Genomic DNA, 13,562 nt, shown 5'->3' on the forward strand with positions numbered 1-13,562 from the left:
CTAAAATGGGTGTACCGATGATTGCTGCGGATTGGGCTGGATTACGAGGTGCAACTGCTTACGAATCGAGGAAGAATTTACGAGAGTTTTTACAATTTTGTGATGCAAATGGAGAGTATGGTTTAGTTCTCTATTTCGATGATTTGATAAGGGCTTTGCTGGTTTTGATGCTGATAATGATGGTGGTATATCGCGTCAATTAGCGGGGAAATTATTGACTTGGATGCAAGAAAGAACATCTCAAGTATTAGTAATGGCAACGGTTAACAGATTGGAATTTTTACCACCCGAATTAATACGACGTTTTGATGAGATTATTTTTGTGGATTTACCCCATGCTGGTGCAAGGTATGAAATTTTTAAATTACACCTAGCGAAGTATTTTCCAGGATTAGATTTTTGCGAAAAAGATTGGTTGCGTTTGCTGAGAGAGACTAAGTTACTAACTCCAGCAGAAATTGGGATGATGGTGAGGAAAACTGCGGAGAATGCTTTTTATAAAAATGTGCGGGAGTTGTCTAGTTTGGAGCTTGGGGAAAAGCCTTTAACTGCGATAGTGAGGGATTTTTTAGAGGTGCGATCGCAATTCACACCTAGCATGATTCGCGAAGAAGATAAAATTATCGAGATTCGTAACAAGGCTGTATATGCTCGTCCTGCTGCATCACCCGATAGAAGTCGTTGGGCAAAAGAAGCAGAGGTATTGTTTGAAAGTTAAGAGATTGTCAAAGGATACTTTCAATCTAAGCACTGCCTGTATAAATAATACGTACTTTATAATGACTTACTGAGTAAGTACAGCGCTTTTGAGGTAGGTGAGGTACACCAATTTCAGGGATGCTTTTTAAACCTTGAGTCGGAATCGGTTACTGTACCTCATAAACATCGAATCTGCTGTATATTCTTCTTACTTAATCTAAATCAATTTACCTTGTTAGCGAAAAAACAATTTGTTCTTCATTTATACTCTCTTTATTTTATCTGCATTTTCCGCAATTTATGATAAAGATTTAGCAAAAAAAACTATAAGCACGCAAAAATACTAGACTTTGATGATGATAATAGGTTACACATTATAAAGTCAGTAATGTTAGCAGTGAGTAGCTAATATTATTTAATCTAATTCAATATTTTGTCAGTAAATGTCTTCTTTTTATCCTTAAAAAACAGTATGAATTAAGATGCAATTTAATAAAAAGCTAGACATACAAAAATTAGTGATCATAATTGGTGTTAAAAACATTCATTCTATGATTAATAATTAATCACAGTCAATTTTATCCAATTAGGTAGTAGGGCTTTTCTGGAAACTAATGAAAATAGTTTCTCACTCTGTCTATCTTGCAATGGATTAGAAATATTAAAAGTGCCTTTATTCAAAATTTTAAAATATAGATTTAAATAGGAATCCAACAATGGAAAATTTAGAATCAAATAACTTTTTGAATCAGTCCAATTTATTTGCAGTAAATAATATTTCCTTTATTGGTGCTAAACCATCTCCCTTTCAGGCACCATTTATATTAAATAACAGCCAGAGCTTTTCTTCTAGTCTTCCTCCTGTTGATGAAGGAACTATACATACTTTTGATTCCTTTGGAAATTATTTACCTTCACAAGCAATAACAGGTATCCAATTTCCATCATTTACAAGTACTATCTCATCGCCAAAAGATGCTTTGCTGGTTGATTTTTCCATAGTAAATGAAGAGGCTAGTATTTTTTCGGATTTTACCGATATAAATAACTCGCTATCGTACGTAATTTACGAAGTGAAAAACTCTTTAGAAGATTTTATACAAGAAGCAGATTATCTCCAGAAATTGCAAATACCTTTTGGTAAGCAATGGCAACCAGAAACTGCCACAACTTTAATTAGGGACTTTGTAACTGGTAATTACTTTCCTTATATAGAAATAGTTGATGGTACACAACTTCAGTCTCAGGGAGCTTTCAGTCAACAGACAAATACTATTTATCTGGCAAAATCATTTTTAGAAGCGAATCAATATAATGTTGAAAAAATTGTCCCAGTTATCACCGAAGAACTAGGACATTATCTAGATACACGACTAAACCCGAGTGACAGTGATGGAGATGAAGGAAAATTATTCTCTCTGTTAGTTACTGGGAGTGATTTAACATCACAACAAATTCAAGATTTAAAAGTAGAAAATGACTTTAAGAATATCACTTTAAACGGTCAAATATTATTAGTTGAGCAATCTACAAATGATATTTTAGGTACATCCGGACGGGATAACTTAGTTGGGACTTCGGGTAGCGATCGCATTACGGGTGGATTTGGTGCTGATTCGATTTATGGTGGTTTGGGTAGCGATATTTTTGTTTACAACAATATTCGTGATGCTGGGGATACTATCAAAGATTTTGAACTTCGCACAGATGTTATTGACCTCACGGGTGTTTTACAAAGTTTTGGATATAACGGGGTCAATCCTATCGCTGATGGATATGTGCAATTTAGCTCTGATTTGCGAGGGACAACGATCCTTTTAGATAGCGATGGAACTGGTAGTTTAGCCGCTAGACCCTATATAAATGTTCTCAACGTTACAGCAAATCAACTTAGCAGTTTTCCCGGTCACTTTCTTCCCTATCAGAATGTCCCAGTTCCAAGTATTAACGCAAATCTTGCCAATGACACAGGGATAAGTAATAGCGATCGCATTACTCTTGATCCGACTGTAAATGGGCAAACCAAGGATGCAATATCTTTACAAGGGAATCTCAACGGTAATGGTTTTTTCGATATTAGTAGTTCCTTAAAGCCCGATGGCAGTTTTAATATTTCTTTAGAGCAATATGAAATATTGAGTAAAGGCTCTTTGCCCTCCGGGAATTACACCCTGGAATTAAAAGCTGGTAATAGTTCTCAAGTTTTTAGCACAACTACGGTTAATTTTACTCTAGACCGCAATGCTCCACCTATTAGTTTTCAATTAGCACCTGAGAGCGATACAGGGGAGGTTGGGGATAACATTACTAATAAATATGCGGTTACATTAGTTGGAAAAACCGAGCCAGGGTTGGAAGTAATATTGGTAGAAACCCAGCAGAAAGTTACATCTGATGCGAATGGGAATTTTACCTTTACAAATGTGACTATGCCGATTGCTGGTGAAGCGCCATTTACGATGGTGACTGTCGATAAAGCCGGAAATCAGGGACGAGTTCAGCAGTTGTTGACCAGGGAAGGAATTAACAGCGCACCAGAGATTACCAGTGATCCGAAATTGATTTTTGACACAGAAACCCAAGAAATTTATACATACCAGCTTGAAGCGGTCGATCCCGATGGAGACAAGCTGACTTATTCATTGATTAATGCACCTTTGAGAGCAGAAATTAATAGCAATGGAATTTTAAGCTTTGCCCCATTGGAAAATTTAAAGCCTTTTTATGACTTTACCGTAGAAGTCAGTGATGGTCGGGGTGCTACAGATATTCAAATTTTTACTATAACTACCACAATTACTACTCCCAATATCAACTAGGCTCCCATAATTACTAGCACTCCGTTGACTACCGCTTCTACTAGTCAAAATTATATCTATGATGTTAATGCTTTGGATGCTAATGGAGATAGCTTAACCTACTCCCTATTATCTGCACCTACTGGCATGGCAATTGACCAAATAACAGGAGAGATTGTTTGGGGTACTTCTACACAAAAATTAGGAAATTATGCCATTAGCATTCTTGTCAATGATGGACGTGGAGCAACTGATGTTCAAAATTTTGTAATTGAATTAACTGATATACCTTGGGGTGAAATAAGGGGTACAATTTGGGATGATATCAATAGTAACAGTTTGAGGGATATAGAAGTAGTTCAAGGAAAAGAGCGCTTTCTTGAGCCAGGGATGTCAGGGATTAAAGTGTACCTTGATATTAACAATAATGGCATTCTAGATACGAATGAGCCAATCCAAATAACAGCAAATGACAACCCTAATACTATAGATGTAGATGAAACCGGGAATTATAAATTTACCAGGCTAGAAGAAGGAACATATATCGTTAGACAAGTTGTTCCAGCAAACTTTATACAAACTTTTCCTAGAGGTTTGGCTGTCGGAGAAGGAGGGGTTTCTATTACAAATGGTTCCCTAAACCTCATCCAACCAAAACAGGATATTGCAGCAACTTTTGTTGGTAGAGCGGGAGTTTCTACAGATGGATTAGGTACTTTTAGCACTGGTAGCATCCAAGCGCAAATTCCAGCAGGTTCAAAAGTGGAATATGCTTTTCTGCATGTTGCAACTCGAACATTCGATCAACCCTTCCGACCAACAACAATTGGTTTTGAAGGTATTTCAGTGGCAATATCATGGCTAGATAATGTTGGAGATACGGGTCTTAACTTTGAAACCGGACGTGTAGACATTACCTCAATTGTTGCAAATAAAGTTGATAGTAGGGGTGGTATTTATAACTTTACTGTAGACGAGCTAATAACAGGTAACGCAAGGTTAGTTGAAGGAGTGAGTCTGACTGTAATTTACTCTAATCCATCTCTACCACAAAGGACAATTGCGATTCTTGATGGTGGTCTTACAGGAGCAAATCCACAGACAAATATATTATCTTTAGGAAGCCCTATAGATAAAACTGATCCTAATTTCATTGCTCAGATGGCATTAGGTATTCAATACAGTGCAGGTGGTCAGCAATTCAGCACTGTTGATGTCAATGGTCGCCGACTTACTACTTCTGCTGCTGGTTCAGATGATGGTATATTTTTTTCTAATGGATCTCTAGTAACCGTAGGTGGGGTGGGAGATTCATTTGCAAATCCTATTCTCCCTTTGAGTAACGCTACTGGTGATGATGAACTTTATAACCTTAGTCCTTTCTTAAATAACGGCGATACTTTTATTCGACTTGATACTGCTAATCCTTCCAATGATGATTCAATTTTCCTTATTGCTCTGACATTACCTGGTGCAGCTAACATAGCCCAATTAAATGGAGCTCATCTTGTTGAATTAAAACGAGGTGAAATTGCTAATAATCGGAACTTTGGAAACGCTAAAATCAATGAAAACACACTTAATCAAGCTCCCGATATTATCAGCGAAGCTCCTGTGTATGCTCAGACGAATAAACTATTTCGTTATGACCCAGTTGCTGTAGACCCAGATGGTGGCACTCTTGCTTTTGAGTTAGTGACAAAACCTGATGGAATGGCGATAGACTCGAATACGGGTACTATCGTTTGGAAGCCCGATCTAAATCAACAAGGAATTTTCGATGTTTCTTTAAGGGTTCGGGATTCTTTTGGGGCGAGTGACCTACAAAATTTCCGAATTGTAGTTGGGAAAGATGCCTCTACACCCGTCATTACTTCTAATGCTCCTTCTAGTCTCGATCTTGGCAATAGTTTTATTTATCAGATACAAGCCTTTGACCCTAATAAAGATTCGCTTGCATATCGCTTAAATATAGCTCCTACGGGGATGACCATTGATGAAAATGGTTTGATTAACTGGGTTCCAGGAACAGCAGGAGCATTCCCTGTTGAAATTCAAGTTGATGATGGTAATGGTGGTATTGCGAGTCAAAGATTTGAATTAGTCGTAACTTCACCCTTTTTAGACACAGAAGCACCTCAAGTAAATCTTGGTTTTAATAGTTCGGTGTTGAAAGTGGGAGAAACCCTAAATCTAAAAATCCAGGGATTTGATAATGTTGGTTTGGCGGATTTAGACCTTTCATTTAATGGTAATTCTCTTGCGCTTACCCCTGATGATATTACCAATGGTTTTATAAATACTGCCTCTCTCACGCTGAACCAAACTGGAGTATTTGAGTTAGTCGCAAAAGCTACTGATTTTGCTGGGAATACTGATATAGAGAGAATTTCAGTACGGGTAATTAACCCCAATGATAAAAAAGCACCGATCGTAGAGCTTGATGCGAGTGGCTTTGATCCTTCCAATCTGGTAATTAACAAACGCACTGATATTATTGGAAGCGTCAACGATGCAGATTTGGAGTTTTACCGGGTTGAACTGGCACCAATTAGTTTAATTGACATCAGTAATCCCGCAGCTATCGACCCAGATTATATAACTATTGCAGAAGGTAGGGGGAATGTTAATAATGGTATCCTCGCTCAAATTGATCCCAATCTCTATCGCAATGATACTTACTACGTCAGGGTTTATAGTCAGGACTTTAGTGGCAATATTAATGTCCAAGGTTTAGTTTTAGGTCTTAATTCCCAAAACAAACCAGGAGAATTTAGCTTAGACTTTACGGATTTATCAATTCCACTAACGGGTATTCCTATTGAAATCACTCGCAGTTACAGCAGTTTAGATGCTAATTTCCAAGGTGACTTTGGTTATGGTTGGGAATTGGGAATGCAAGATGCGGGAATTGTGGAATCATCTCCCACGGGAACTGACCTGAAGCTTGATAATTTCTTTGGTGGGAATAGTTTTACTGTCGGTACGCGGGTAACGCTGAATACTCCCGATGGTCGTAGAGTTGGCTTTACCTTTGACCCCCAAGTTGACGGTGGTGGGTTCTTGGGTGCAAGGTATAAACCTTATTTCCGACCAGACCCAGGTGTTTATGAAACTTTGGAAGTTCCGTATTTTCCTTTGAGTTTAAACAGTGATGGTTCAACGGGTCTGTATTTATTCGGCTTTACTTACAATCCCAGTGATTATACTCTGATTACCAAAGATGGTACGAAATATAATTACAACCAATATCAGGGGTTAAAGACTGTAAATGACCGCAATGGTAATATTTTGACCTTTGCTGATGATGGTATTACCAGTTCCACAGGGGTAGAAATAGACTTTATCCGTGATGCTAAGGGGCGCATTACTCAAATCATCGACCCCGATGGCAAATCGTTGAAATATAGCTATGACGCAAATGGCAATCTCATTGAGTTTAGCGATCGCACTAGCAATGAAACTACCTTTAAATATGAAGGCGATCGCCCTCATTATCTCACTGAAATCATTGACCCGTTAGGTAGAACTGGTGTTCGTACCGAATACGATGAAAAAGGGCAAATTAGCAAAATATTTGATGCTGATGGCAATGCCTTAGATATTAACTATAATTCTGCTGCCTCACGCCAAACTGTTAAAGACCCCTTTGGCAATACCACTACTTACGTCTTTGACGAACGGGGTAATGTTGCCAGCGAAGTTGATGCGTTAGGTGGAGTAACAGCAAGAACCTACGATCGAAATAATAATGTCATCAGCGAAACTGACCCCGAAGGTAATATCACCAGCTACACCTACGATAGTCGCGGTAACAAACTCACTGAAACTAACGGTGAAGGTAATACTACTCGCTTTACCTATAACGCCAATAACGACCTGCTTACCGAAACCGACCCACTCGGCAATACAACCACATACAACTACGATGCGAAGGGTAATCTCACCAGTCGTCGGGATGCTGCGGGTAAGGTCACTACCTACAATTACAACCAATTTGGCTTACTCACGGAAGTTATTGATGCTAACAGTAATCGCAGTAATTTTACTTACGATGTTTTCGGAAATATTACCGCACTCACAGACCCAACGGGGGTAAAAACTAGCTTTACCTATGACCGTAATGGCAGAGTAACCAGCGTCACCGATGCATTAGGGGCAATTACTAACTATATCTATGATGCCCAAGGACGCTTAATTGAAAAAGCAGACCCCGAAGGTAGTAGCTGTGGCTGTGCGAGGGGAATTACCAAAACTGAATACAACGCAGCAGGGGAAAAAATCGCGGAAATTGACGCATTAGGAAGACGTACCGAATACCGTTATAATGAACGCGGTTTACTAATAGAAACCATTCTCCCCGATGAAACTCCCACTAATTTAGCCGATAATCCTCGCACCAAGAATGAATACGATGCTTTAGACCGTCTGATTGCTACGGTTGATGAATTAGGACGCAAAACCCTCTATATCTACGATAAATTAGGGCGACAGATAGAAGTAATCTATCCTGATAGCACTCCCAACGACCTCACCAATAATCCCAGAACGAAGAAAGTATACGACAAAGCAGGGCTAGTTATTGCCGAAATCGACGAATTAGGCAACCGCACCGAGTTTGACTACGATAAAGCAGATCGTTTAACCGTCCGCACAAATGCCCTGGGTGAAGTCACCACCTACATCTACGACGCAGATGGGCGACAAATTGCCATGACGGATGGGTTAGGACGGATAACTAATTATGCCTATGACGGATTAGATCGGCTAATTTCGACTACTTACGCCAATAATACGGTGATGGCGATGACTTACGATTCTTTAGGACGGATCGTAGCAGAAACAGATTTGGCAGGAAATACGACAAAATACGAATATGACGCATTAGGAAGGCTGACGGCGGTTGTAGATGTCTTAAATCAACGAACTGAGTACAAATATGATGCCGTCGGTAACTTAATCGAGCAAAAAGACGCAAACGGCAACATTACCAAGTTTGAATACGATAGCTTGCGACAACGCAAAGCGATGATTCTGCCAGGAGGACAGCGCAATGAGACCATTCACGACAAGATTGGTAATTTAATCCGCGTCACTGACTTTAATGGTGCAACAACAACCTACGAATATAATGCTCGCAACTGGCTAACGGAAAAATCCTTCTCCGATGGTACGTCTACCGAAAACTTTACCTATACTCTCACAGGAGAATTAGCTAGCGTTACCGATAACCGAGGGGTGACAAATTACAGTTATGATGAACGCGATCGCCTGTTATCTCGCACCGAACCCGATAACCGCCAAATTACTTACACCTACGATGCAGCAGGTAACATTCTCTCCCTCACCGTTCCTTCTGGTGCAACCAAATACACTTACGATGCACTGAACCGCATCGACACGGTAATCGATCCCGATGGTGGCATTACCGATTATAGTTATGATGCGGTAAGCAATTTGATTAAAACCCAATTTGCCAACGGTGTCACTGAAAATCAACAGTATGACCTGTTAAACCGTTTAACTTATCTAGAAAACCGCAACCAAACGGGGATTATTTCTAGCTACAGTTATACTCTTGATGCAATGGGCAACCGTACCAAAGTAGTCGAAAATGATGGGCGCGTAGTTGATTACAGCTACGATAAACTCTATCGTCTCATCCAAGAGAAAATTACTGATGCCGTTGCTAGAAACAAAACATCTCAGTACAAATTCGACTCCGTAGGCAACCGTTTAGAACGCATTGACTCGGTAGAAGGTACAACTACTTACAGCTACGACAAAAATGATCGACTCATCGAAGAAGCCCTCGGTGGTAAAGTTACACAATACCAATACGATAACAACGGTAATCTCACAGCCCAGATTGAAAATGGTCAAACTCAAGCACAGTATAAATGGAATACCAAAGGTGAGTTAATAGCAGTTGAAACTACGGAAAATGGCGAAACTGGACGAGTTGAGTTTGAATATGATCATGAGGGAATTCGGGTTGCAATTAAGGTTGACGGGGAAGAAACCCGCTTCTTAATTGATAGCAATCAACAGCAATATGCTCAGGTCATTGAGGAGTATAAAGCTAATGGTACGGTGGAAGCTTCATATGTGCATGGATGGGATTTAATTTCTCAAGAGGATGCTAATGGACGTATTTTCTATCAAGTCGATGGTTTAGGAACAACACGGCAATTAACTAATAATAATGGGTTAGTAATCCAAGAGTATGACTATGATGCTTATGGCAATTTAACCCAGAAAGTTGGGAATGCAAGCAATAATTACCTGTTTGCAGGTGAGCAGTTTGATGATGCTGTGGATGGATATTATTTAAGGGCAAGGTATTACGATCCAGCTACAGGGAGGTTTGTTTCGAGAGATTCATTTGAGGGGTTTAATAATCAACCATTGACATTACATGATTATTATTACGCTAAAAATAATCCTACTATTTTTGTCGATCCTAGTGGCAACATTGCTATATTAGAGAACGCTTTTATTCAGGGAGGACTTGTGGGAACATTATCAGCTTCAGTTGCTGAGATAGATCGTACTGGTTCATTCGATCCGAGGAATTTCAATGGGTTAGCTATACTAGGAGGAACTATAGCAGGTGCATTTTCAGGTTTTGGTGCAAGTCTATTTACTGCTAATACTACCGTTCAACGAATTTTGATCAATGGAGTAGCCGGTGGTAGCGGAAATTTATTAGAACAATTAGTATTAACAGGTTTCGCTCCCGAAAAAGTAATTTGGTTTAATGTAGCTTTTTCTGCTACTTTTCTGGGACTTACATCTAAATTACCTGGCAACACACTATTTGAGGATTTAGCTGCTGCTGGACTTTTATTTGGAGGCTTTAAAGCTCTAGATACGAATGGGAATAGGGAAAAACTTTATCGTCGAGCAAGAGAAGGTGCAGAGCTAATAAGGAGATACTTGCTTAATTTAATCTGAGATTAGTTTAGTTTTGGTGACTTGTAAACAAATTAAGTGCGATCGCTGATCTTGTAGGATGCGTTAGGCGGCTACCAATTCGGTCAAAAAACCAAAATTAACAATCCGCCGTAACGCACCACCAATATCATTAAATTGGTGCGTTACGCTGTCGCTTTTCTTGGATGCCGTAAGGAACCCTACACACCCTACGATTTATGCTCATATGGAAGTGCGATCGCCGACGAGTGTAGGTTGGGTTGAGGAACGAAACCCAAAATTAATCTCATTATCTGTTTACTATGGTTTTGGAGAGTAGGATATAATCAAAAAGCTGAAAATAATAAAGCCGTTATGAATTACCAAAATATTATTACCATTGAACCTGGAAAACGGAGTGGAAAACCTTGCATTCGCGGAATGCGTATAACTGTGTACGATATTTTAGAATATTTAGCAGGTGGGATGACAGAAGCAGAAATTCTTGAAGATTTTTCAGAATTAACGTCCGAGGATATCAAGGCTTGTTTGGCTTTTGCTGCTGATCGAGAGAAAAAATTATTTTTAGCATCCCTATGAAACTGCTATTAGATGAAAATTTGTCAGATCGAATTATTAATAAAATTATTGATTTGTATCCCGATTCTCAGCACGTCAAGACTTTAGCACTAGCCCAGTCAAGGTGTCTCTATTGGAAACACTTTTTGGTCTGAAAGCCTTATTCCAAGAGGGCTTCAAGCCAATCATCTCCTTGAAAGTGATGTCCAGTCATAAAAAGCAGAAACGAGGTTATAGGGGTTTCAGCGTTCAATTATTAGTTATTATCAGGATTTGTAGACAATAATTTTGATATTTTAAAATCCTGAAAAGCTTACCGGTCAATAGGTAAAGGCATTATTTGAAGTAACCTTGACAGCAATAGACTTTAGCACTCCTCAATACTGATGATGCCCTTATTTGGGAATTTGCCAAATTCAATAGTTTTGTCATTGTTTCTAAAGACTCGGATTTTCATCAGCGTAGTTTACTCTATGGTCATCCCCCAAAGTTTATCTATCTTCGTATTGGCAATAGCCCCACTTCAAAGATTGTCGAAATTTTAAGAGATAATTTTTCAATTATTATTGAATTTTATAATAGTGAAACAGAAAGTATTTTAATATTAACCTGAGCCTGTAGCGACTGTCTTGATTGTCAAGTGCGATCGGTTTTGAGAAGTTGGGAAGTGCGATAGCATGTAGGAAAATTACTCATATTAAGATGCTTAATGGCTTAACAATTAAATCTTCTTTAGGAATAGGTTGATGATCAGCCATTAAACTTTCAAGACATAACTCAATAGCTTCTGTAATATTCTCAACAGCTTCTTCAAAAGTGTCGCCTTGAGAATGACAGCCCTTGAGAACAGGACAAAAAGCGTGATAGCCACCATCTTGTTCTTTTTCCAGAAGAACCGTATAGTTATAGACTTGCTTACTGTTATTTTCCATATATTCCACCTGTTTTGAAAGCTGTTGTTTTTAGCTTAGACCTTTTCTGTGCAAATTCACTGTGACGCACCTTAATATTGAATTTTATCGGTGGTTTATGCTGGTTAGCAGGGAATGGGGTTGGACTTGTCAGGCGATCGCTTGAATTTTGACTAAAATATTACAGAACTGTCACAGCATATTTACTGCTATTTGACATACAAGGTAGTTTTCTTCACCTCATATTTACCTATCTCATCAGTAATATTCTTATACTTGACTTTCAAGCAACATCTCGGATGTGTCGCTATTGGGTAAATCCAGGCAAATCAGTTATCCATAATAATTGATTCTGCGTTTTCTCTACGGATATTAATCCAAATAATAGATACATCTTGATTTTCATTTAATCATCTTTTTCGGCAAAAACATAACATCGCCCTGAAGCAGTATATCGACAGAAAAAACTTTTCTGTTGACTATATACTCTTGGTTTGATTCAAGTAAACAAGACTTTTTAATAATCGAAATAAACCGATGAAAACTACTATTAAACTCGTCAGCATGTTAACTTGGGGAAGCTTGATTTTTTCTAACCCAGCACAAGCACTAGATTTAAAATTCGATAACTCTTGGGAACAATTTGGAGATGTAGAAGTAGTTAACCCTACCACTGCAAATTTATCCACTGATGCTTTATTTGATGATGATTTTGACTTAGGAGTCAAGAATGGCGAATTTAATTATTCTGGAAACCCTGCTGGGATAGTCGGTTTTGGAGGTTTAGAAGATTTTCTCGGTGTAGATGTCAGTATATTCGATATAGACGGTGTAGCCTATGAAGGTTCGGCGATTAAAAAGACGATTAAGGTTAAAGCTGGTGACAAATTAAAATTTGCATGGAACTTCAGCACCAACGAAACTTCTCAAAATCTAGAATCCTTTCGAGGTTCATTTTTAGACTATGGGTTTTTCTTGGTGAATGGGCAAATGACAAAACTTGCTGATATCAACAATGCGACTGTAAGCTCTACTAATAATTTTGATCGGCAAACAGGAATCCAAAACTACGAATATCAATTTAACAGCGCCGGAGCCTATACAATCGCTTTAGGTGTGATAGATATAAATGATTTTACTGTTACCTCTGCGTTGTCTTTGAATAATATTAGTTTAGAAACAAGTCAATCCGTACCAGAACCACTTCCCCAACCAATAACTATTTTGGGAAGTGGATTAGCCTTGGGGTTTGCAACTTTATCCAAAAAGAGGTCTCAAAATCAAGAATCAAGCTGATTTCACTCCCTTAAATTCGTCTGTTCAGATATTGACTGCCAAGTTTTGGTCAATACTTATCTTCTTGATACGATATACCCGAATATATTTTTGAGTTGTTAATTATTCCAAAATATCACTATTGACATAAATATGTTTACATCAATAGTCAAGCATGAAAATAAACCTAAGTAATCGATAATCTTTCATAAAATTTCTCCGTGTCTTCTTATGAAAAATCATCGCTTAATTGTTTCTTTTCTACTTGCTACAGCAAGCATCTATTCTGTATTGCCAACCACAGCCCAAACTCAACCAAATTTACCCACTCGCTTAAGTTCATATCTAACAGGCAAACAAATATTATTACCAGACTGGCAAAAAA

8 protein-coding genes and 1 pseudogene are annotated in these 13,562 nt (G+C 38.5%); 8 read left to right on the forward strand and 1 reads right to left on the reverse strand.

The annotated features are described in order from the left end of the window. The 7 genes and pseudogenes from VB733_RS26260 to VB733_RS26290 all read left to right on the forward strand — a co-directional run. Nucleotides 1–203 (forward strand): hypothetical protein (locus VB733_RS26260; protein ID WP_323342996.1); only part of this gene is annotated, 203 nt, incomplete at its 5' end. Between the two features lie 20 nt (nt 204–223). Then, nucleotides 224–718, forward strand: coding sequence for a hypothetical protein (locus VB733_RS26265; protein WP_323342997.1), 495 nt, complete (start codon nt 224–226; stop codon nt 716–718). 697 nt (nt 719–1,415) lie between these two features. Next, complete coding sequence (locus VB733_RS26270; RefSeq protein WP_323342998.1) at nt 1,416–3,518, forward strand: Ig-like domain-containing protein; 2,103 nt, start codon at nt 1,416–1,418, stop codon at nt 3,516–3,518. A gap of 9 nt (nt 3,519–3,527) precedes the next feature. Further along, nucleotides 3,528–10,454 (forward strand): putative Ig domain-containing protein, encoded by a 6,927-nt coding sequence (locus tag VB733_RS26275; RefSeq protein WP_323343003.1) that lies wholly within the window; start codon nt 3,528–3,530, stop codon nt 10,452–10,454. Nucleotides 10,455–10,787: 333 nt separating this feature from the next. Continuing rightward, complete coding sequence (locus VB733_RS26280; protein ID WP_323342999.1) at nt 10,788–11,012, forward strand: DUF433 domain-containing protein; 225 nt, start codon at nt 10,788–10,790, stop codon at nt 11,010–11,012. Beyond that, nucleotides 11,009–11,146, forward strand: a complete 138-nt coding sequence (locus VB733_RS26285) for a DUF5615 family PIN-like protein (RefSeq protein ID WP_323343000.1) — start codon at nt 11,009–11,011, stop codon at nt 11,144–11,146. Before VB733_RS26280 ends, VB733_RS26285 begins: the two co-directional genes overlap by 4 nt. A 230-nt stretch (nt 11,147–11,376) precedes the next feature. Beyond that, nucleotides 11,377–11,604: pseudogene (locus tag VB733_RS26290) on the forward strand (DUF5615 family PIN-like protein); the annotation flags it as partial. Nucleotides 11,605–11,683: 79 nt separating this feature from the next. Here VB733_RS26290 and VB733_RS26295 read toward each other — a convergent pair. Next, a complete protein-coding gene (locus tag VB733_RS26295) occupies nt 11,684–11,923 on the reverse strand; it encodes a type II toxin-antitoxin system HicB family antitoxin (protein WP_323343001.1) in 240 nt (79 codons plus the stop codon). A 516-nt stretch (nt 11,924–12,439) separates the two neighbouring features. Between VB733_RS26295 and VB733_RS26300 the strand changes: the two genes are divergently transcribed. Then, nucleotides 12,440–13,198: a PEP-CTERM sorting domain-containing protein gene (locus tag VB733_RS26300; protein WP_323343002.1), complete on the forward strand. Its 759-nt coding sequence runs from the start codon at nt 12,440–12,442 to the stop codon at nt 13,196–13,198. Nucleotides 13,199–13,562: the final 364 nt, after the last annotated feature.

Source organism: Calothrix sp. UHCC 0171, assembly GCF_034931845.1.
Taxonomy (GTDB): Bacteria; Cyanobacteriota; Cyanobacteriia; order Cyanobacteriales; family Nostocaceae; genus Brunnivagina.

Bases quoted from the DNA above. Each gene is read 5' to 3' on its own strand.
- VB733_RS26265 (WP_323342997.1), top strand. From the start codon at position 224: ATGCAAGAAAGAACATCTCAAGTATTAGTAATGGCAACGGTTAACAGA.
- VB733_RS26270 (WP_323342998.1), top strand. From the start codon at position 1,416: ATGGAAAATTTAGAATCAAATAACTTTTTGAATCAGTCCAATTTATTT.
- VB733_RS26280 (WP_323342999.1), top strand. From the start codon at position 10,788: ATGAATTACCAAAATATTATTACCATTGAACCTGGAAAACGGAGTGGA.
- VB733_RS26285 (WP_323343000.1), top strand. From the start codon at position 11,009: ATGAAACTGCTATTAGATGAAAATTTGTCAGATCGAATTATTAATAAA.
- VB733_RS26295 (WP_323343001.1), bottom strand. From the start codon at position 11,923: ATGGAAAATAACAGTAAGCAAGTCTATAACTATACGGTTCTTCTGGAA.
- VB733_RS26300 (WP_323343002.1), top strand. From the start codon at position 12,440: ATGAAAACTACTATTAAACTCGTCAGCATGTTAACTTGGGGAAGCTTG.